This is a genomic window from Bordetella genomosp. 12 (genome assembly GCF_002261355.1).
Lineage (GTDB): Bacteria > Pseudomonadota > Gammaproteobacteria > Burkholderiales > Burkholderiaceae_B > Bordetella.
Window position 1 is genome coordinate 370,870 of the sequence record NZ_NEVU01000003.1, and the last position, 21,055, is coordinate 391,924.

The 21,055-nt window shown below is 61.5% G+C and carries 23 protein-coding genes; 12 read left to right on the plus strand and 11 right to left on the minus strand.

From position 1 onward, the window contains the following. Positions 1-257 precede the first annotated feature (257 nt). The 9 genes from CAL22_RS13805 to CAL22_RS13845 form a co-directional block, all read right to left on the minus strand. Complete coding sequence (locus tag CAL22_RS13805; protein WP_094814200.1) at positions 258-1,037, minus strand: 1,6-dihydroxycyclohexa-2,4-diene-1-carboxylate dehydrogenase; 780 nt, start codon at positions 1,035-1,037, stop codon at positions 258-260. A gap of 15 nt (positions 1,038-1,052) precedes the next feature. Beyond that, on the minus strand, positions 1,053-2,396 hold the full coding sequence (locus CAL22_RS13810; protein WP_432264303.1) for an MFS transporter: 1,344 nt from the start codon (positions 2,394-2,396) through the stop codon (positions 1,053-1,055). Positions 2,397-2,480: 84 nt separating this feature from the next. Next, positions 2,481-3,416, minus strand: a complete 936-nt coding sequence (catA, locus tag CAL22_RS13815; RefSeq protein ID WP_094814204.1) for a catechol 1,2-dioxygenase — start codon at positions 3,414-3,416, stop codon at positions 2,481-2,483. A gap of 45 nt (positions 3,417-3,461) precedes the next feature. Beyond that, a complete protein-coding gene (locus CAL22_RS13820) occupies positions 3,462-4,607 on the minus strand; it encodes a muconate/chloromuconate family cycloisomerase (protein ID WP_094816611.1) in 1,146 nt (381 codons plus the stop codon). A 748-nt stretch (positions 4,608-5,355) separates the two neighbouring features. After that, positions 5,356-5,688: a type II toxin-antitoxin system RelE/ParE family toxin gene (locus tag CAL22_RS13825; RefSeq protein WP_244193893.1), complete on the minus strand. Its 333-nt coding sequence runs from the start codon at positions 5,686-5,688 to the stop codon at positions 5,356-5,358. Then, positions 5,645-5,959, minus strand: a complete 315-nt coding sequence (locus CAL22_RS13830; RefSeq protein WP_094814206.1) for a type II toxin-antitoxin system Phd/YefM family antitoxin — start codon at positions 5,957-5,959, stop codon at positions 5,645-5,647. Before CAL22_RS13830 ends, CAL22_RS13825 begins: the two co-directional genes overlap by 44 nt. Before the next feature lie 597 nt (positions 5,960-6,556). Then, positions 6,557-7,195 carry a CoA transferase subunit B gene (locus tag CAL22_RS13835; protein WP_094814208.1) on the minus strand — a complete coding sequence of 213 codons (639 nt, stop codon included), beginning with the start codon at positions 7,193-7,195 and terminating at the stop codon, positions 6,557-6,559. 12 nt (positions 7,196-7,207) lie between these two features. Then, positions 7,208-7,912, minus strand: coding sequence for a CoA transferase subunit A (locus tag CAL22_RS13840; RefSeq protein ID WP_094814210.1), 705 nt, complete (start codon positions 7,910-7,912; stop codon positions 7,208-7,210). Between the two features lie 116 nt (positions 7,913-8,028). Continuing rightward, complete coding sequence (locus tag CAL22_RS13845) at positions 8,029-8,937, minus strand: LysR family transcriptional regulator (protein WP_094814212.1); 909 nt, start codon at positions 8,935-8,937, stop codon at positions 8,029-8,031. A gap of 174 nt (positions 8,938-9,111) precedes the next feature. On the opposite strand from CAL22_RS13845, the gene CAL22_RS13850 reads away from it, so the two are divergent. The 12 genes from CAL22_RS13850 to CAL22_RS13905 all read left to right on the plus strand — a co-directional run bounded on the left by CAL22_RS13850 (position 9,112) and on the right by CAL22_RS13905 (position 19,436). Next, the gene (locus CAL22_RS13850; protein ID WP_094814214.1) at positions 9,112-9,927 is read left to right on the plus strand and encodes an enoyl-CoA hydratase/isomerase family protein; all 816 of its coding nucleotides are present in this window, start codon (positions 9,112-9,114) and stop codon (positions 9,925-9,927) included. Between the two features lie 14 nt (positions 9,928-9,941). After that, positions 9,942-10,832 (plus strand): NAD(P)-dependent oxidoreductase, encoded by an 891-nt coding sequence (locus CAL22_RS13855; protein WP_094816613.1) that lies wholly within the window; start codon positions 9,942-9,944, stop codon positions 10,830-10,832. A gap of 75 nt (positions 10,833-10,907) precedes the next feature. Then, positions 10,908-12,116 carry an ABC transporter substrate-binding protein gene (locus CAL22_RS13860; RefSeq protein ID WP_094814216.1) on the plus strand — a complete coding sequence of 403 codons (1,209 nt, stop codon included), beginning with the start codon at positions 10,908-10,910 and terminating at the stop codon, positions 12,114-12,116. A gap of 49 nt (positions 12,117-12,165) precedes the next feature. Then, positions 12,166-13,029, plus strand: coding sequence for a branched-chain amino acid ABC transporter permease (locus CAL22_RS13865; protein WP_094814218.1), 864 nt, complete (start codon positions 12,166-12,168; stop codon positions 13,027-13,029). Beyond that, positions 13,022-13,966, plus strand: a complete 945-nt coding sequence (locus CAL22_RS13870) for a branched-chain amino acid ABC transporter permease (RefSeq protein ID WP_094814220.1) — start codon at positions 13,022-13,024, stop codon at positions 13,964-13,966. The genes CAL22_RS13865 and CAL22_RS13870 overlap by 8 nt, the downstream gene beginning before the upstream one ends. Positions 13,967-13,973: 7 nt before the next feature. Beyond that, complete coding sequence (locus CAL22_RS13875) at positions 13,974-14,708, plus strand: ABC transporter ATP-binding protein (protein ID WP_094814222.1); 735 nt, start codon at positions 13,974-13,976, stop codon at positions 14,706-14,708. After that, positions 14,698-15,420: an ABC transporter ATP-binding protein gene (locus tag CAL22_RS13880; protein WP_094814224.1), complete on the plus strand. Its 723-nt coding sequence runs from the start codon at positions 14,698-14,700 to the stop codon at positions 15,418-15,420. Before CAL22_RS13875 ends, CAL22_RS13880 begins: the two co-directional genes overlap by 11 nt. A 46-nt stretch (positions 15,421-15,466) precedes the next feature. Next, entirely contained in the window at positions 15,467-16,228 is a 762-nt protein-coding gene (locus CAL22_RS13885) for an SDR family NAD(P)-dependent oxidoreductase (protein ID WP_094814226.1), read from the plus strand. A 63-nt stretch (positions 16,229-16,291) separates the two neighbouring features. Continuing rightward, positions 16,292-16,564 (plus strand): Dabb family protein, encoded by a 273-nt coding sequence (locus CAL22_RS13890; RefSeq protein WP_227740069.1) that lies wholly within the window; start codon positions 16,292-16,294, stop codon positions 16,562-16,564. Positions 16,565-16,602: 38 nt separating this feature from the next. Next, a complete protein-coding gene (locus CAL22_RS13895) occupies positions 16,603-17,733 on the plus strand; it encodes an NADH:flavin oxidoreductase/NADH oxidase (protein ID WP_094814228.1) in 1,131 nt (376 codons plus the stop codon). Between the two features lie 105 nt (positions 17,734-17,838). After that, a complete protein-coding gene (locus tag CAL22_RS13900) occupies positions 17,839-18,645 on the plus strand; it encodes an IclR family transcriptional regulator (protein ID WP_094814230.1) in 807 nt (268 codons plus the stop codon). Beyond that, on the plus strand, positions 18,642-19,436 hold the full coding sequence (locus CAL22_RS13905) for an IclR family transcriptional regulator (protein WP_244193895.1): 795 nt from the start codon (positions 18,642-18,644) through the stop codon (positions 19,434-19,436). Before CAL22_RS13900 ends, CAL22_RS13905 begins: the two co-directional genes overlap by 4 nt. On the opposite strand, the gene CAL22_RS13910 is transcribed toward CAL22_RS13905, so the two are convergent. Beyond that, complete coding sequence (locus tag CAL22_RS13910) at positions 19,433-20,233, minus strand: enoyl-CoA hydratase-related protein (RefSeq protein WP_094814231.1); 801 nt, start codon at positions 20,231-20,233, stop codon at positions 19,433-19,435. The genes CAL22_RS13905 and CAL22_RS13910 overlap by 4 nt on opposite strands. A gap of 2 nt (positions 20,234-20,235) precedes the next feature. Further along, positions 20,236-21,024, minus strand: a complete 789-nt coding sequence (locus CAL22_RS13915) for an enoyl-CoA hydratase/isomerase family protein (RefSeq protein WP_094814233.1) — start codon at positions 21,022-21,024, stop codon at positions 20,236-20,238. Positions 21,025-21,055 lie beyond the last annotated feature (31 nt).

Below are 21,055 nucleotides of genomic sequence, written 5' to 3' on the forward strand. Positions count from 1 at the left end.
AAGAACCGGGCGCAACGATTCGATGGCCCGACCTGAAGAGATGGTATCTGCCAGGCATCGTCTCACCACACTCGTGGCGCCGCTACGGCGCTTAGATCGCCCCCTCCCGGAACTCGCCGCGATCCGTGAGGCGCCGTACAACGTCCATAAAAAGAAGCCCGCCTTTCCATAGAAAGACGGGCTTCCTTACTGCCTAGGCACAGGCGCCGGCCCTGGATGTCGTCATCCGGGGAGCGGCGGTCGATACCCCTGGCGGCTCACCCCAAGTGCCCGCCCGCCACGTACATCACCTGCCCCGTGATGTACGACGCCTCAGGCGCCGCGAAAAAGCAGATGGCGGCGGCGACCTCTTCCATGCTGCCCATGCGATGCATGGGCGTGGTCGCCAGGCAGTCGGTGTACATCTGCCGTTGCCACGCCTGGTCCTGCTCCGACGGCGGCTCGGTGTTGCGCGGAATGGCGCGTACCCCGTTGTCCAGCGCGCCGGGCGAAACGCAGTTGACGCGTACGCCGCTTTCGGCAAGCTCAAGCGCCATGCACACCGTCGCGGCGTGCACGCCGCCCTTGGACGCGGAGTACGGCACGCGATAAATGCCGCGCGTCGCGTTCGAGCCGACGTTGACAATCGCGCCGCGCCCTTGCTTGCGCATCACCGGAATGACCTCGCGGCATGACCACAAGGTGGGCCACAAAGAGCGGCTCACTTCGCGTTGCATTTCATCGGGGCTGTATTCCCAGAAAGGTTTCATCCAGATAGTGCCGCCCACGTTGTGCACCGCCACGTCGATACGGCCATGGGTATCCAGGGTGTACTCCACCATTTCCTGGGCGCCGGCATGGGTTTCCAGATCGGCGCTGAAAAAGGAAGCACGGCCGCCTTCGGCGAGGATCTCACGGACCACGGCCGCACCTTGCTCGGCGGCCCGGTCGACGAGGACCACGCTGGCGCCCTCGGCGGCCAGCCGCCGGGCGGTGGCACGCCCGACGCCTTGGGCGGCGCCGGTGACCAGGGCAATCTGATTTTCAAAACGATTCATGGGACAGCTCTCGACTTAATGCGCGCGTGAAAGATCGCCCGGCACGGGGCGGGAGGTTTTGATGTCGACAGCCAGCACCGCCAGCAAGGCGCCCGCCAGCGGGACGGCCAGGGCCAGGAAAAAGCCCGACGGCCCAAACCAGCCCAGCACACTGCCACCAATGGCCGAACCGATGATGGCACCCGCACGGCCCACGCCAATAGACCAACCCGTGGCCGTGGCGCGCAGCGCGGTGGGATAGGCGCCGATCACCAGGTAGTTCAACGCCAGTTGCTGGCCGCCGACACCCAGGCCGGCCGCGCCGACCAGAATGAAAACCATGGTCCAGTCGGTGCCTGCATAGCCCAGGCCCAGCGCCACGGCGATGCCCAATGCAAACATGGCGATCAGCAGCGAACGCGTGGGCACGCGCGGCATCAGGTAGGACAGCGGGATGGCGCAAGCGATGAAGACGAGGTTGACCGTGAACGTACCCATCGGCGCCTGTTCAGCGGGCAGCCCGGCGGTCTTGAGCACGGTCGGCAACCACGACAGCAGCATGAACCAGGCCACCCAATTGAGCAGGTATATCGACCAGATGGCGATCGTCTTGCGCGCATAGCCGTCGGCGAACAAAGCCTTGACGCTGGCGCGGATGGTGGCATCTTCCGGAACGGTGAAGCGCGTGCCTGCGGGCATCGGCTCACCGGAAATCTTGGTCAGGATGCGGGCCACATAGTTTTGGCCCGCCGCATCGCCGCGCATCGCCTTGAATTGCAGCGATTCCGGCAGCAACACGAACAAAGCCAGCAGCAAGAGCAGCGGCGCGACACCGCCCACAATGAAAATGCCTTGCCAGCCAATAACCGGCAGCATGCGCGCGGCGAGCAGCCCGCCCAGCATGGCGCCAGCCGGCAGGCCCAGCAACACGCCGGTGATCACGGTGCCGCGCAAACGTGCGGGAGCGTACTCGGAGGCCAGCGCCAGCACGATGGGCGTGCAGCCGCCCATGCCCAGCCCGGCGATAAAACGCAGCGCCAGGATCTGCCAGGTTTCCGTGGCGCCCGCCGTCAACAACGTGGCCAGACCAAACACGGCCACGCCCAACAACGCGGCAGGACGCCGGCCGATGCGGTCGCCCACGAGGCCCAGCAACATCGCGCCCACTGTCATGCCGACAATGCCGGCGGTAAGAATCGGCGCCAGCTCACCCGACTGAAGCTTGAAAGCCGCCAGAATGGCCGGGCCGGTGAAGGCCATTGCCTGCGTGTCGAAGCCGTCGAACAAGGCAATCAAAAAACACAGAATCAAGACACGCCATTGAAAGGCGCCCATCCGATTCTTGTCGATCAGAGTGGGTATAGAAAGCGTTGCTGACATGGAAGTCCCCTCGCGATTTCGTTTGCTACGTTATTGGTATGTGGTGTGGCGGTCTTGCGCAGCGCTGCGCAAGACCTTGCCGCGTTACGCCTGAGCGCTGGCGCGCAGGCGGTTGACGATTTGGTTGTCCTTGCCTTGCACCAAGGTGGTCAGTGCAAAGTTGAATTCGATTTCCTTGTAAGAATCGGCTTTGAGGCCCAGCTTCTCGCCCCCGGTCTTCTCGACCACGGGCGGGATCAGACCCTCACGGGTGGCATAGGCGAAGTCATCCCAGATAAGGGGATCACCCTCGATATTGAATTGCGTGGTGAGCTTGCGATGCTGATCGGCGCTTACGAAAAAGTGCACGTGCGCAGGGCGATTGCCGTGGCGGCCGAGCGCGTCCAGCAGTTGCTGCGTGGCGCCTTGCGGCGGACAGCCGTAACCCACCGGCATCAAGGTGCGGAACTCATACTCGCCATGAGGCCCGGTCTTGACCGCGCCGCGCAGGTTGAAATCGGTCTGCGCACCGGTCGGATCGAAGTGCGAGTAAAAGCCGTTGGAATTAGCATGCCAGCATTCGACCACCGCGTTGGCGAGCGGTTTACCCTGGGTATCGGTAACCACCCCGCGGATGACCAGCGGACCCGCCCCCTCATCCGGATCGATATCGATGCGCGACACCCCTTCGCGCAGCGGCGCGCCCGCCACGTACAAGGGGCCCTCGATGGTGCGCGGCGTGCCGCCCTCCAGGCCTGCCCGCTTGTCCTCCTCGTCCATGCGCATGTCGAGGTATTTTTCCAGGCCCATTCCGGCGGCCAGCAAGGCGGCTTCGCCGTCGCGGCCCAGCTTGTTCAAGTAGTTCACGCCGCTCCAGACCTCATCCGGCGTAATGTCCAAATCGTCGATGGCCTTGAAGAGATCGCTCAACAGCCGGTGCGCGATCTGCTTGAAGCGGGGCGAGCCCTCGCCGCCTTCCTGGTTGGTGGCGGCCGTCAGCAGGTCCTGGACCTCTTTGCGGTTGAAGATGTCGAGTGTCATGGTTTGTGTCTCCGTAGGTTGTTGCTGTGTGCGGGAGGCCCGCGATCAATGCCGTTTGTCAGTCACCTTGATCAGCCCGTCGCGCGTGAAGCGCTTGACACGGGCTTCGTCCAGTTCGATGCCCAGGCCGGGACCGGCGGGCACGGTGAGTTCGAAGTCGCTGTAGTCCAGCGGGCGCGTAAGGATATCCTCGGTAATGAGCAAGGGACCAAACAATTCCGTGCCCCACTGCAATTGGGGAAAAGTGGTGAACAAATGCGCCGCCGCGATGGTACTGACGGCGCCCTCCAACATCGTGCCGCCGTACAATTCAATGCCCGCGGCATCGGCAATCGCGGCCACGCGCTGGGCGGCGAACAGGCCGCCGTTCTGCTCGATCTTGATCGCGAACACATCCGCGCCATGCGCGCAGGCAATGTCAAAGGCGGTGTCGGGGCCCTGCAACACTTCATCAGCCATCAATGCGACGGGAAAGCGCCGCATCAGGCGCGCCAGCGACGTCGCGCTGGCCACCGGCTGCTCGACCAGCTCGCAGCCCACTTGCGCCAAAGCGGGAATCGCCCAGCAGGCCTGCGTCTCACTCCAGGCCATATTGACGTCCACCCGCACCGATGCCCGGTCGCCCAGCGCGCTCTTGATCTCGGCCACGTGCTGGATATCGACCCGAGGTTCCCGGCTGCCGATCTTCAGCTTGAAAATGCGGTGCCGGCGCGTCGCGAGCATCTGCTCGGCTTCGGCGATGTCACGCGCGGTGTCACCCGACGCCAGCGTCCATGCCACCGGCAGCCGGTCCCGGCGGCGGCCGCCCAGCAGCTCGCTGACCGGCAAGCCGAGACGCTTACCGTGCGCATCCAGCAACGCCGTCTCCAGCGCACTCTTGGCGAAGTGGTTCACCTTGACGAGCTTGCCCAGGTGCGCCATCAGCGCCTGGATACGGGTCGCGTCCTGGCCGATCATCGCCGGCGCAAAGTAAGCATCGATGGCCAGCTTCATCGCTTCCGGGCTCTCCGGCCCATAGGCCATGCCGGCAATCGTCGTGCCTTCACCGATGCCCACAACACCATCGCTGCACACCACCCGCACGAGCATCAGCGTCTGCCCATACATCGTCGCCACGGACAGCTTGTGCGGGCGTATCGTCGGGAGATCGACAAGAGACGTTTCTATGCGTTCGATAGTTGCTGCGGGCATATTGGGCAAAGGAATCATGAAAGGTCGGGGTGTCGATTTATAGGGCCGACTGACCTGCCTCGTCCAATACTTTGGATGTCAGCACCCATACCTTAAAGGTATAAAATTCGCCCACGCCAATACGCCCGCCACGCAGACTGCCGCACCATACGGGTTTACCATTAATGACTGGCGGAAAATCGCGCTTGCACGGCGCCTGAAAACACCCTGAGGCGGGCCACATCCATACCTTTTGGATATGCAATCCGTAGCGGACTGCCCCCCCCCTTCGGCCCGCCTCTCAGGCTGGGCTATCAGGTACATCCCCAAATCAAACCTTGTGCGGGCCTGCCCTACGAAGGCGAGTTCAGCGGCATAGCCAAAGGCAGCGCTGATGGCTTGTCGCTAGACACCCGTCTCTCAAAGGAAACACCGGTATCACGAAATTGAACGTGTCTGCCGCCCCCATCGCCAACAACGACGCACTCCGCATGAATAGGCGTGTGCAAGGCGACTTCAATGACCGCCGGGGCAGCTCGGCGCACCTGAACGTTATGTATGTCTTCTGAGTCTTGGCGTCGCCCCCGAGGCGGCAGCGCCCTGCGGTTTCAACCGCCCCCTGAACGGCGAACACCCACTCCACCTTCAGGGATTTTTACTGGGCATGCACAACGAATATTTCAAGCGCCAAAGTCCGCTCTCACCACAAAGCGGATGTCCCGCCGGCAGCGCTGAGCGCCGGGGTGACGTCACACCGTAGGAAGTGACGTCAAGGTCTGAAAGTGCGGATGGGGCGACGGGCGAGTTTGGTTTTGAAATCTTGACGGCTGTCGCAGATGATGTGGATATAGACCGTATCGCCCACGACTTCGTAGATCACACGCTTCTTTACTGCGATGATTTCAAGGAAGTGCGTCGCGGGCAATTCAGCGGGGGCATGCCCGGCATGAGGAAACTGCTCTAGGGTCAGGATTGCCTGCTTGATCCTGGCGTACGAGTCCAGCCATACCGCCTGTGAAAGTGCTTTCGGATGTAGCGCCGAATCTCTTGAAGATCGTCTACCGCCGATTGGAGAAAGACAACCTTGCGGCCCACTGGACATCGCCCTTGTCCATTGCCTCGATCTGAGCGAAGACATCGGCGGCGGGAACCACTCGCCCCTCCTCGATCTCCCGGCGTCCGTGTGCCAGTAGCTGCAAAAGCGCGATGGTTTGCTCTTGCTCCTCGTAGCTCACCACATCCATGACCACGAGCTTCGCCTCGCCATTTTGGGTGATCAGCATAGGCTCACGGCTCTCAGAGATCTCTTTGACAATCTCGGCAGCATGGCTCTTGAGGTAGCTGATGGACTGGACTTGGGTGGAATATTTCATCGGAGCATCTCATTCAGAGGCGGAGGAGATTGACTGCAGTCCAGATTCAATCCTTTCCTCGGAAGGTTTGATCGGTCTATAGTGGCGAAGCGGGGTGAAATACCTGAATCGCCCAAGGTTTCCTGGGTACCCAGTTGACTGACAATTTAGGCGATATGGAAGGCAAGACATCGCGGCAGCGATGCTCAGAAGAGTCAAGCTGTAGGCGGTAAAGCAAGTCCCCAACGCGGGAGACAAGGTCGGCTACATAACGACACGATTGGGCGGGAGCACCACAATCTGTATCCGTAGCTCAAGCGGTAGTCGGGTAGCCTTGAACAGCGTAAATAGCAAGATGGCCAGAGCGCAGATGTCCGTCGGCTTGACGCTGAGCTTAAGCCGGTGAGTCAGGAGCGCGACACCCTATAAAGGCTGTCGCGTCCTTTGCCACGTAGTCCGGGTGAAGCACGCGTCTATCACCATCCATGAGCCGCAACACGCTGTGCGTCGCCTGTAGGCAGTTTTGCGGGGCCGTTCACTAGGGACTGCCGGATTTTCTGCCCGGGGCGAATATTCGCAGAAACTCTCGCCATAGGACTCGCCGCCCACGAAAAACGACTATTCAAGCGCAAAGACCAACCGGGGTTCCGATCTTTCTTGCAATGTCTCTTGGGTGACTCCCGGCGCAATTTCCGTCACTACAAGGCCTTCTTCCGTGATATCCATCACCGCCAAATCGGAGATGATTCGGTGCACAACGCCACGCCCCGTAAGCGGCAATGAGCACTCGTTCAGAATTTTCATTCCTCCCTCGCGTGTATTGTGCTCCATGAGCACAATCACCCGCCGAGCACCGCCCACCAAGTCCATAGCTCCACCCATGCCCTTGACCATCTTTCCCGGAATCATCCAATTGGCGAGGTCACCCTGCTCACTAACCTGCATGGCCCCTAAGATAGTGAGATCCATATGGCCGCCCCGGATCATGGCGAATGACATGGATGAAGTACAAATGGAAGCACCAGGAACCATGGTCACCGTCTGCTTCGCAGCGTCGATCAGGTCAGGATCGATTTCGTCCTCATAGGGAGGCGGCCCTATTCCGATAAGACCATTCTCCGACTGCAGCCAAACCTGCATGTCCTCCGGCACGTATTGCACTACCTTAGTGGGCAGTCCGATACCCAGGTTAACGTAGTCGCCGTCACGCAACTCTTTCGCAGCGCGCGCCGCCATTTGTTCATGAGACCATGCCATTTTAGGTTCTCCTCACTGATCCCGCGACCGGAAGCTCTTGCGCTCGATGCGCTTTTCCGGATTAGGAACGACAACGATGCGATCGACGAAGATGCCGGGCAAATGCACATCATCAGGGTCGATATCCCCCTCGGCCACCAACTCCTCCACTTCAACTATCGTGACCGTTCCAGCCATTGCCACGTCCGGATTAAAGTTGCGCGCGGTGCGGGCAAACACGAGATTGCCCGAACGATCCGCGCGCTGTGCCTTGACCAACGAGACATCGGCGTGAAGCGCCAGCTCCATGACGTAGGTCTTCCCGCCGAATTTCCGGGTTTCCTTGCCGTCCTCTACTACGGTGCCCACACCTGTCCGTGTGAAGAATGCCGGAATGCCGGCGCCTCCTGCGCGCAGGCGTTCCGCGAGCGTTCCTTGGGGATTGAATTCCAACTCCAGCTCACCGCTCAGGTACTGCCTTTCGAACTCTTTGTTCTCGCCCACATACGACGCGATCATGCGCTTGATCTGGCGAGACTGCAGCAATAGTCCCAAACCGAAGTCGTCAACCCCGGCGTTGTTGCTGATGCAAGTCAGGTCCCCTACGCCGCTGGCTCGCATTCCCTCGATCAATGCCGAGGGAATGCCGCACAGGCCGAAGCCTCCGACGGCAATCGTTTGGCCGTTCGCAATCACCCCTTCCAGGGCGCTGGCCACATCTCCATATATCTTTCTCATTCTCTAACCGATCAAATAAGGGTTGAGTGCGTGGTATAGCCCCCCAGATACTAGGGACTTGAGCAATGAGGAACAATGGATTTAACGCAACCTTATTGTGCAATTCTGCACACTACTCAGGCTGGCGGATGGAAGAGCTCCGGCTGGGATTCGACCTGCTCGCGGATGAAGCGCCATACGAACTGATAGCGCTTGATCCCCAGCAGATCCTCAGGCGCCGCGATCCAAAGACTGCGCGTAATCAGGGGCTTATCCGGAAACACGCTGATGAGGTCGCCGCTCTTGGTATTGGCAACGTACGGGGTGAGCAATACCAAACCCAATCCGGCCGCAGCGGCAGAACGCTGGGCCAGCACGCTGTTGGATGTGAAGCATCTGTTGGGCTGCGGGACGAGCTCTTCAAGCACCCGATAACGCTCGCTGACCGAACCATCGTGGATATAGTCGAGGAAATCATGCTGAGCGACGTCCGCAAGCTCGCGGATGGGCGGCCGGCCCTTCTTGTAATCGGGAGAGCAGTAGAGGAAGTAGTCGATCTGCGCAAGCTTGGCGACCTTGTAACGGCCCATCTCCGGCGGGTCGAGCGTGACTAGGATCTCGACTTCCCGGGTCACGAGGCTGGGAAACTGAGGTTGGGCCATCAACTCGATGCGCAACCCGGGGTGCTTCTGACGCAACTGCGCAACGCCAGGCGCAAGCACGTGAATGCCAAACGCCTCCGGCGTTCCCACGCGCACATTCCCCTTGATGAAATCCGCGATGTCCAGGCTCTCTTCCACCGCGGCGAGTAGCGCGCTTTCCATCTTCTCCGCATGCGGGATCAGCGCATGGCCGGCGTCCGTCAAAGAGTATCCGCTGCGGCGCCGATCGAACAGTACCACGCGCAACGTCGCTTCGAGCCTGTCGATGCGCCGCGAAACCGTTGAGTGCTCAATGCCCAGTTTCTCCCCCGCATCCGAGATTGTTCCCAATCGGGCTACAGCCAGAAAAACTTTCAGATCGTTCCATTCGGGATGTGTGTCCATAGCCCATTGTGCATCGGCGCACAGTAAGGGTGCAACGGTGATCTTTGATAAAGCGACTGCGGATCGCACAATTGCGCCTGAAGTTTCACCTCTATAGCTGGTTTCCGCCACGCTGCCCAAGGGCGCGCCGCCGATCACACCCGCCAAATCCCGTGCCTGGAGCTGGAGACAAAAATGACTGAGAACCATCGCTACAAAAACTATACGGCGATCGAATTTGATCGTCCCCTGGAGGGCGTCCTTCGCCTGACGCTGAACAATCCCGAACGCATGAATTCGCTGGACTCACGCGGGCATGCCGAACTGGCGGAGGTCTGGCGCGAGATCGATACAGATCCGGAAGTGAGCGCGGTGGTGATCCGCGGGGCCGGGCGCGCATTCTCGGCGGGCGGTGATTTCCGGATGTTGGATGAGATCAACGACGACTTCAAGGCTCGAGCCCGCGTGTGGCGCGAAGCGCGCGACCTTGTCTACAACATCATCAACTGTTCCAAGCCCATCGTCTCCGCCATCCATGGGCCGGCGGTAGGCGCCGGCCTGGTCGCCGCACTCCTCGCAGACATATCCATCGCGGCCAAATCCGCGCGCATCGTCGACGGCCACACCAAGCTGGGCGTGGCGGCGGGCGACCATGCCGCCATCATCTGGCCATTGCTGTGCGGCATGGCCAAGGCCAAGTACCACCTGATGTTGTGCGAACCCGTCAGCGGCCAGGAAGCTGAAGCGCTGGGTCTGGTATCGATATGCGTCGAGGATGATGTGCTTCAAGAAAAAGCTCTGAAGATCGCTGGGAAGCTCGCCGCGGGCGCGCCGGCCGCGCTGCGTTGGACCAAGTACGCCCTGAACAACTGGTTACGCCAGGCCGGGCCGATCTTCGATACGTCCCTGGCACTGGAGTTCATGGGCTTCGGCAGTCCCGAGGCCAAGGAGGGAGTCAGCGCGCTCCAGCAAAAGCGCGCGGCACAGTTCGACCGGGACATCGCGGTCTAGCCGAAACCATGCATATGGACCCGATCAAGACAGTCGCTTTCATCGGCGCGGGAAATATGGGGGCGCCGATGGCTCTCTGCGCGCTGCGCGCTGGCTACGAGCTGACGATCTGCGACCGAAATCCGGTGGTGCGGGAGGCCTTCGCCGCCCAAGGCGTACGGACGACCGCCGATGTGGCCGCCTGCGCCGCAGCAGATGCAATCATCGTTCTGCTGGCCAACGATGCCCAGATCATCGAAGCGATGCTTGGGGAACACGGGCTGGCTAAGGCCATTCCCGCCGGCCACCGCCCGCTCGTATGCATGATGAGCACCACCCTGCCCGCCACCCTGCGCGCGCTAGAAGTGCCTCTGGCAGCGGTGGGCGCCGGCCTGCTCGACGCACCGGTAAGCGGCGGCATCGTCGGCGCTCAAGAGGGCACGCTCACGATCATGCTGGGTGGAAGCAAGGAAAACGTGCTGCGCGCGCAGCCGCTGATGCAGACGATGGGCAAGCGCATCTTCCATTGCGGCCCGCTGGGCAACGCCGCGGTAACCAAGATCATCAACAACATGCTGTGCGTGACCAACATGTTCCTCACCGCCGAAGCGGTGGAGCTTGCTGCCGCGCACGGCGTGGATTTCGAGCATCTCGCGCCCGTGCTGGAGGTCAGCACAGGCCTGAACTTCCTGACGGCGGATGCCACTGCGGGCCGAGCGCAGTATCGCGCTTGGGTTCCCACCGAAGCGGCCTTTGCCGACATTCACCGCATCATCAGCAAGGATCTGCATCTGGCCATGGCGCTGGGTGACGCGGCCAGTCTCGACCTGGGCATGCTCAAGCAGGTTTCCGGCTTCGTGGACGAACATGGAGGTCAAGCCGGCGCTCGATGGAAGCGTGCCGGAGAACCTCCGCACACCGAATAAACACCCGCCAGAAACCTGGCGAATAGCCGGCTCCCAGCCGGTAATCACTACACCTATAAATAGGGAGACAACAGGATGAAACACCTCAACCGCGTGCTCGTGGCAGCTACCTTCGCGGCCGCCCCTTTCATTGCCGGCAACGCATCGGCACAAGACACCAAAACCCTGATTCTGGGCGTATCCGCCCCGATGTCGGGCGCCGCAGCCACCTGGGGGCTGGGGCAGGAATGGACCGCCAAGCAGGCTGCCAAGGAGATCAACGACGCAGGAGGAGTGAAGATCGGCGGAACGACCTACAAGTTCGAGGTTCGCGCGTACGACAATAAATACAACGCGGCTGAAGGCACAAAGGTCGCGCAGAACATCGTCAACCGCGACAAGTCGCGCTACGTCGTCGGCAGCATCGGCACCGCCCCCATTCTGGCGTTGCAGTCGCTCACCGAACGCAACCAAGTCATCCTGTTCACCTCCGCCTGGGGAAAAACCGTCAAGGGGCCAACCAAACCCTACACCCTGACACAGTCAAGCACGCCGTTCGAAATCCTGGAACCGCTGTATGCGTACGTCAAGAGCAAGCATGGAGCCATCAAGACCGTTGCCATGCTCAACCCCAACGATGCAACTGGCAAGGAGACCGAACCGGTCGCGCAAAAGGCGTGGGAAAAACTCGGCGTAAAGGTGGTCTCCGTCAACTGGTATGAGCGCGGCACCACGCAGTTCCAACCTATCGCCCAGAAGCTGGCGGCGGTGAAGCCCGACGTCATTGATCTCGGGGTGGCGCCACCCGCAGATGCGGGCGTGCTGTTCCGGGAGTTGAGCGTGCTGGGCTGGGAAGGCGTCAAAGTGCAGCCCGTGGGAACTGGAGCCGCACAGCTCGTGGACATTGGCGGCAAGGCCGCCGATGGCGTGTACATGGGGTTTTCGGGCGACTACGCAGGAGCGCAGGCGACCAACAAACAGCGGGAGCTCAACGAAGGCATGAAAAAGGCCGTTGGAGAATCGCTCAACCCGCTGCAGCTTGCTCCCTACGACTCCGTATACGCCCTGAAAGCCGGCATGGAAGCCGCGCAAAGCGTGGAGCCCGCCGAGATCCTGAAAGTGCTTCCCAAGATCGTCTTCGACACATCCTACGGCAAGACCGCTTTCGGCGGCGAGGCCACCTACGGCTCGCCCCAGCAATTGCTCATTCCCGTCATGATCACCCAGATCCAGGATGGCAAGTTGGTCGAGGTGGAACGCGTGGTGCCGCAAGAGCTTCAGCAACGCCTGACGCAGGGTAAGTAATCAGAACGCCGGACGGCGATGGGTCGGGGGAGACAAGTTGGACGTTTACATGCAATTGATCATGAACAGTATGCAGATCGCCGCGGCGTACATATTGTTCTCACTGGGGCTGACGCTCATATTCGGCGTCATGCGTATCGTCAACTTCGCACACGGAGAATTCTTCACGCTGCCGTTGCTGGTCATGGGGGTAACAGTCCCCTTCCTGGCCAGCGGAACCTTGCCGCTTTTTGCATCGTATGCGCTGGGCGGCGTGCTGGGGATTACGCTCACGCTGCTGCTAGGCGGCGTGATCTACAAGTTCGCCTTGCAGCGATTCCAGCGTGACATGACGGGGTCCTTCGTTGTGTCGGTAGGCTTGTCGCTCCTGCTGCAAGGCATCTTCCTTGAGTCATTCGGCGGCGTGCCCAATAAACTTCCCGCCCTTGTCGAAGGAACGGTGAACATCCTGGGCGCCTATATCACCATGCAACGGCTGATCATCACTTGCTGCGCGTTGCTGGTGGCTGTTCTGATGTGCTGGACTATCGCGTCGAGCCGCCTGGGAAAGGCCTTGCGCGCAGTCTCAGAAGACCATGAGGCCGCGATGCTGCAAGGCATACCCTACCGCCGTATCGCCCTGGCCGGCTTCTTCATCGCGACCTCGCTCGCGGCGATCGCGGCGGTGTTGCTGTCTCCCGTGACCGTGTCCAGCCCGATCATCGGCAGCGACTATCTCATCCGCGGGTTCATCGCAATCGTGATCGGCGGCCTGGGCAGCATCCCGGGAGCCATCCTGGGCAGCCTGTTGATCGCCATCATTGAAAGCCTGGGCGGCTACTACTTCGATCCCACCTGGGCCACGATCACGATGTTCGCCCTGACCATGTTCGTACTGCTGGTTCGTCCGAAGGGAATTCTCGGAAATGGCTAACCCTACATTCACTCCCGCACTCGCCTCGCTAGGCTTGGTGGCGCTCTCCGCCGGCCTGCTACAAGGCGGCGGGCTGGCCGCAAGCCTCGTCCTTTGGCTGGCCGTCAATGTACTGATCACGGCAAGCTTTCGCTTCGTGACCCTCATCGGCGAGCTCAATTTTGCCGTCGCCGGCTTCGTGGGGCTTGGCGCCTACATGGCTGGGGTCGGCAGCGTAACGCTCAATTGGCCCTTCTTGCTGACGCTGGCCGCCAGCGCGGTCTTCGCGGGACTGATCAGCCTGGTGTTCGGCTACATCACATTGCGCGCCAAGGGCCCCTACTTCATGCTCATCAGCTTCGCCTTCACGGAGGTGATCCGCATGATCTACACCAAGACCGAAGCGATCGGCGGCAGTTCCGGCATGGTGGGAATTTTCCCGCCAGCCTACCTTGACGGCTATTTCCCCGCAGTCGTCGTGGCCATGGTTCTTGCGCTGCTCTGGGCGCTCTGGTCAATCGAGAAATCCGACTTCGGAAAGGTCCTCGTGGCCATACGCAATAACGACGCGATCGTCGAGACCGTGGGCATCAATGTGCACCTGACGAAGGTAATTTGCCTGGGCATTTCCTCGGTAGTCGCCGGCATCGCGGGCGCATTGCTGGCCTACTCGAACAACGTGATCAGCCCGGGAGACTTCGGCTTCCTGCTGGCGGTGTATGCCCTGGCATATCTGAAGGTTGGCGGAGAGTCGCACATCCTGGGCGCGGTGGTCGGCGCGGTCGTGCTGACGCTGCTAGGCCAGTTCGCGCTGAGCTTCGGCCCGTACGAGCATATCTTCTACGGCGCGGCCATCGTCATCTCTGTGCTGTTGATGCCCGGAGGCTTGATCGGGCTGGGCCGTCATTTCAACAAACGCGCGCCCAGGCTGACACCCGTGGCGAAACCTCAAGGCTGAGGGTTTCATGGAAAACCAAGTACTACTGAAAGTCGACGGGATGAGCCGTCGCTTTGGCGGCCTTGTGGCGGTCAAGGATCTGAGTTTCGAAGTCCGCAAGGGAGAGATCCTAGGCCTCATCGGCCCCAACGGCGCCGGCAAGAGCACCACCTTCAACGTGGTAAGCGGCTATTACCGGCCGTCCGGCGGCAGCTTGACATTCATGGGCCGCGACATTACCGGCCAGAGCGCCGCCCGGATTGCCCGGCAGGGCCTGGTCCGCACGTTCCAGCACGACAGCATGCTGCGCGACATGACCGTCTACGACAATATCGTCGTCGGCACCTTCGCCACGCTGCGCAACAAGTCGGAACGCGATGCGCGCGTGCGCGAAACTGCGGCTCTCATGGGCTTGGCCGATGTCCTGCACGAAATCGCGGGCAATCTGTCGCACGGCCTGCAACGGCTCGTCAGCATCGCCATCGCTTTTGCCGCTCGCCCGACCCTGCTGTGCCTGGACGAGCCGCTGACCGGCCTGAACCAGACCGAGGCCGTCTCCGTCCTGTCGATCTTTCGCAAGATGCGCGAAGCATACGGCGTCTCCATGCTGCTCGTGGAGCACAACATGAAGGCAGTCATGGACATTTGCGACCGCATCGTGGTGCTGGACTACGGCGTGTTTCTGGCCACCGGCACTCCTGCCGAGATACAGCGAGACCCGCGCGTGATTTCTGCCTATCTGGGGAAGCGGCATGAACAATAAGGAAAATGTACTCGACGTCGAACGCCTCTCGGTGATGTACGGCATCGTGCCCGCAGTCAGCGGCGCAAGCTTCACCGTGCAGCGCGGCTCGATCTCGACGATCGTCGGCTCCAACGGCGCCGGGAAGTCGACCATCATGAAAGCGTTGACAGGGTTGGTTGCCCCAGCCTCCGGACAGGTTCGCTTCTATGGCGAAGACATCACCGGTCTGGCCCCGGATGCACTCGTCGCGCGGGGCCTGGTATTGGTTCCCGAAGGCCGACGCCTGTTCAAGGCCATGACCGTGGCGGAAAACCTGGAACTCGGCGCGTACCGCGAGAAAGACAAAAATGCTATCCAGCGGCGCATCGAGGGCGTGCTGGAGCGCTTTCCCGCATTGAAAAGCCGGCTCGATTCGCCGGCTGGGAGTCTCAGCGGCGGCCAGCAACAGATGGTTGCCGTGGGACGCGCCCTGATGGCCAAGCCTCGGCTATTACTGCTCGACGAGCCCACTATCGGGCTGGCACCCGCCATCGTCGACACGATCGCGCAGATCATCCAGGACATCGCGGCCGAGGGCGTCGATGTGATGCTGGTCGAGCAGAACGCCGAAATGGCGCTGGAGATCGCTACCCACGCGTTCATCCTTGAACGTGGCGAGATCCAGCTGCAAGGCCTGGCATCGGATCTGGCCAACAGCGAAGCCGTACGAAAGGCTTATCTGGGCATCTGACCGGCCACCCCGCCTGATCCCATTTTCCGTTTTACGCGAGGTATCCATGCATCGACTCGAAGAAAAAGTTGTCTTCATCACCGGTGGCGGCGCGGGCATCGGCCGCGCAAGCGCATTGCTGTTCGCCAAGGAAGGCGCCCAGATCGTCATCGCCGAGCGTGACGTCGCCGCGGGCGAAGAAACCGCCGCCTTGGTGGGGGCGTCGACAGGCCGCCCCGCCCTGTTCATCCAGACGGACGTCACCGAGCCCGAAAGCCTGGAAGACGCCGTCAAGCGGACCGTGGCGCGCTTCGGCCGTTTCGACGTGCTTTACAACAATGCCGGTGGCTCCACCGTGCGCGACAGCCGCGTGACCGACGCGCCGGTGGAGGAATTCTGGTCCAAGATGAAGCTCGACCTGTTCGGCACCTGGTTGGGGTGCCGCTACGGCATCCAGGCCATGATGGATACGGGCAACGGCGGCTCAGTCATCAATAGCACGTCCATCTTTGCCTTGATTGGTACCCACGGCAAAGACGCGTACACCGCCGCCAAGGGCGCCGTAAGTGCGCTGACCCGGTCGATGGCAGTCGAGTACGCCTCGTACCGAATCCGCGTCAACGCCGTCGCACCAGGCGCGACCGCGACAGAGCGGGTGCTCAAGCTGCTGAAGGATGACGGTGTCACCAGCAAGTCCTTGGACGGCCAACTGTTTGGGTTGGTCCAGCCCGAGGATATCGCGCATGCGGCGCTGTATCTGGCATCCGACGAGTCTCGGTCCACGACCGGCCACATCCTTGCCGTCGACGGCGGCCTGATCATTTCATGAACCGCCCCTTCCGGCCACCAGCCGGCACATCTGAACGGAGCCTCCATGTTTCGCCATATTGTCATGCTTAGCTTCCATCACCCGCTCCCCCCGGGGGACCACGATGAAATCGTCCGCATGTGCCAGACCATCCAAGACGAACTTGCCGGCGTGCTCGAACTACGCTTTGTCACCAATTCGTCGGATAGAGCCCACTCCTACACCCACGCCTTCGTGGCGGACTTCGTTGACGCAGCCGCCCACGATGAATACCAGCAAGCCCCCGCCCACCTGCCGCTGAAGCAAAAGATCTCGACGCTCGCCCGGCAGCTCATCGTGCTCGACTACGAAGCCTGAGCGCGGCAATGGTCCCCCAACCGAACACAAGGAACCCCATGCGCGACACCAAGCTGTTCACCCCGTTCAAGCTGCGCGGCATCGAACTGCCCAACCGAGTGCTCATCTCGCCAATGAGCCAGTACTCCGCCGTCGACGGGATGGTGCAGGACTGGCACCGGTTCCATACGGCAGGACTGTCCCGCGGCGGTCCAGGCAGCATCATGGTGGAAGTGGCGGCGGTCACCCGCGAGGGTCGGGGGACGCCGGGCGACTTGGGTATCTGGAGCGATGAGCAGATTCCAGGACTTGCCGAACTCGCACACATCATGACCGCTCATGGCGTAGTGCCGTCCATCCAAATAGGCCATGCCGGGCGCAAGGCAAGCACCGGACGGCCGTGGGAGGGCAACCAGCCCTTGGCGCTGGGCGCGGCAGAGTCCTCCTGGGAAACCACGGGAGCCTCATCCCTGCCCGTTCAGGACGGATGGCCGGTACCGCGTCAACTTGATACCGATGAACTGGCCAGCCTTGTCGAACGCTTCCGCGAGGCCGCCGACCGCGCGATCAGGGCCGGATACCGCCTGATCGAGATTCATGCCGCCCATGGCTACCTGCTGCACAGTTTTCTATCCCCGGTCACCAACCAGCGACAGGACAACTACGGCGGTTCGCTCGAAAACCGGATGCGCTTTCCCTTGCAGGTCACAGCCGCGGTCCGCGACGCTCTCCCTTCGAACATCCCGCTTTCTGTCCGGATTTCTACCGTCGACGGCATTGAGGGTGGCTGGCAACTTGCCGACAGCATCGCGTTCTCGCGTGAACTGAAGCGGCTGGGTGTTGACCTGGTCGACTGCTCGTCTGGCGGAATTCAAGCCCCCGCTACGGCGGGTAAAGGCCCGCTTGCAGTCAAGCGCGGCCCTGGTTTCCAGGTACCCTTTGCACATGCGGTAAAGCGGGACGCCAACATTGCCACGATCGCCGTGGGGCTTATCGTGGATCCGCAGCAAGCCGAGACTATCTTGGCCTCTAATCAGGCGGATCTGGTGGCGATCGGACGCGAGGCCCTGCATAACCCGAACTGGCCGCTGCATGCGCGACTGGCTTTGCAGGCCGACCCTGACTATCTCGCCTGGCCCGAGCAATACGGTTGGTGGCTCAAACGCAGGCCGAGGGTCTCGGTCGACTAGCCACGAGGCTGCTGTGCCTCGCCAGGGGGCACGGTCTGCACGCAACGCCCCGTAAGTCAGCGTGCTTACCTGTAGAATCGAGTCTAATTTCATTTTGATGACTCGATGAACACATCCGTTGACTCGTCCTCCCACAAGCCAGGCATTCGTGAAGTGCGGGTGCTGGCGCGCGGACTGACCATTCTGTTGGCTTTCGAACCTGACAACGACTGGTTGAGCAATTCCGAAATCGCGGCGCTTACGGGCCTTCCCAAGCCAACCGTGTCGCGTCTTACCGCCAACCTGCTGGAAGCGGAGTACCTCCAGTACTCAGCCGAACGGGCGGCTTATCGTCTCGGCACCGCGGTGCTCGCGCTGGGATTCATCGCGGCCTCGCACCGGGATTTCGTCATGCTTGCCCGGCCGCTGATGCAGCAGTTCGCCGATCTGCACCAGGTGTCTGTGGTGCTGGCCTCGCCCGACGCCAGCAGCATGGTGTGCAACGAGGTCGCGCACAGCCGCGACATGCTTTTTACCTTGCGGGTACGTCCTGGGTCGCGCCTGCGCATAGATCGATCCGCACTGGGCAGGGCACTGATTGGCGCGATGGGCGAGGCCGAGCGCGCGGTGTTCCTTGAGAAACTTCACGCGGCCGACCCGCAGGCCTGGGAACTGCTCCGCCGCGAAGTTCCCGCCGCGATCTCGCAAATGGCGAATGACGGCTATTGCGTCGCGGCAGGCACCCTGGAAGCCGGTACCAACGGCGCCGCCGTGGTTGTCGACACACCGGATGGGCCACACACCTACGCATTGGGCTGCGCCGCGCCCTCCAACTCCCTGGATCTGCCGCGACTCGAGCAAAAGGTCATCCCGGATTTGCTCGCCCTCAAGGGCAGGCTTGAAGCCGAACTCAGCAATGTAAAGGCGGAATGATCATGGTACGTACTCGCCAAGTTACACCCGCGGCGCCCCGTGACGACGCACAGGTGGATTCGCTGCGCCGCGGTCTGGAAGTGCTGCGCCTGTTCGATTTGCGCCACCGCAAGCTTACGCTGGCGGATATTGCTCGCAAGCTCGACCTGTCCCGGCCTACCACCGAAAAGCTCGTCCAGACACTGCAATCCCAGCATTTCCTGCAGGCAACAGGCAACGACAGCTACGAACCCCATATTGCCTGCCTGACGATTGGTCGCGCGGCCAAGAAAGGCCTGGCGGTGGCCCAAGCAGCAAGGCCGCTCATGCGCGAACTGTCGGAACGCTTCGGCGTACATGTCACGCTAAGTGCTCGCGATCGGCTGCACATGCTGGTGGTCGAGCACTGCGTCCCGCCTGGCCGGGTGCAGCTTGGCCTGACCTCGGGTGCCCGTTTCCCCATGGCGGCCTCGGCCTCTGGCCGCGCCTATCTCTGGGCACGCCCGCAAGAACAACGCAGTGAACTGCTTGACATGATCGAAGGCGAAGCTCCGTCCGGCGCATCGCACCAACTGACGGATATCCTCGCCGCTTTTCGGGAACTGGAGACAACAGGATGCTGCTATCTGGCAGCGCCGGTCGCCACGCACACCGCCTCCATCGCAACGCCCGTAAAGGCGGGTTCGGCGTTCGCATTGGCAGCTATGGCCGTTAGCGCCGAAGTCACGGAGGCCGTTATGCGGAGCCAAGTCGCGCCGGTTCTGCTGGCCATGGCCGAGCACATCGCACTATCCAGCGAAGAAGAGAACTAACGCTGCTGCCGAAGTCCGCCGATTACATCGCGCACCGCTCGCACGTGCTCATCGGAAGCATGTGCGATCGCCTGAAATGCTGCCACCACATCCAGGTGGGTTGCCAGGGTATGCTGTTCCGCATCCCGTAACAGGCGCTTATGCATGCGCAGCGCGCCCGCGGGGTGACGTGCAATGCGGCGCGCCATTTCAGAGGTGCGCGCCGCCAGCGCATCGTCCGCCGTCACCTCTGACACCAGACCGATACGCCATGCCTCCTGTGCATCTATCGGCTCCGCGGTGAAGGCCAGCTCCATGGCTTTGGAACGTCCGATGAGTCGGGGAAGCATCCAGGCCCCCCCATCGCCAGCCACGATACCCAGGCGGGCGAAACTGACCGAAAAGCGCGCGCTCTGCGCGGCGATCCGAATATCACAGAAGCAAGCCAGATCGCAACCAGCCCCGTATGCCGGGCCGTTCACTGCGGCGATCGTTGGGATGTCAGCTTCCGCAAGGGCTACTGGCAATTGATGTACTGTTTCGCGGTAACGCGCCTGCACCTGGGCAACATCGCCGGCAGAAAACCCCTCCCGCTCAGCCATCTGGCGCAGGTCTCCCCCGGCGCAGAAGGCCTTTCCTGTGCCTGTGATGACAAGGACTCGGACAGACGGATCAGCGCTGGCTCGGCGTATGTGGCCAGCCAGCTCCAGGAACTGAGAGCCGTCGGAAAACCGATTCAGCGTATCAGGATGGTTGAGGCTGAGCGTGGCGACTCCATCATTGTCGTCGCGTCGGACAAAGGCCGGGCTGCAAGCCATGGCTACGCTCCGATCCATCGCGGGGCACGTTTCTCGGCGAACGCCCGAGGCCCCTCAATTGCATCGGCGCTGGAGTAGACGCGCTCATGGTATTGGCATGCCGCCTCGAGGCCTCGCTCGCAGCCCAGGTCCATGGCCGCCCCTATGCTCTTCTTTGCGGCCCACACGGTAAGCGGAGCGTTGTCGGCGATCGTTCGTGCAATCGCCATGGCGCGTTCACGCACCGCGTCGGGCGTCGCCTCGACATAGTTCACGAATCCCAGTTGATGAAAACGTTCGATGGGATGCATTTCTCCGGTGAGCATGAGTTCCATCATGAAAGGTTGCGGCAGCATCCACAACATGGGCACTCCCCAGGGGGACCCACGCCCCACTTTGGCCTCGGAGATCCCGCCCAGGGTGTCCCGTAGCCCGACACGAATATCGCTGTTGGCGGCCAGGACCATGCCGCCTGCCGTGAAATGCCCAGTCATGGCGGCAATAATGGGCTTCGACACCTTGCGCATACGCTGGTGGAAGGGATCGCGCAGCATCTGCAGCATGTCCTTGCCGGAATCGGCACGCACTTTGGCAGCTTCCTTGAGATCCATGCCTGCTGAAAATACTCCACAATCAGCCGAAGTGAGAATGATCACGCGCACGGCATCGTCGCGTTCAACCTCGTCCCACAAGTCCAGGAGGCGCTCACAGATCGCGATGGACAATGCGTTGCGCTGAGCGGGACGGTTAATGGAAATCGTCGCGACGCCGTCTTGCACGGCGTACTGAACAGGGGTGTCGTCTTTTTTCATGGTGATAGGCACACTCTAGATCATTGAAAAT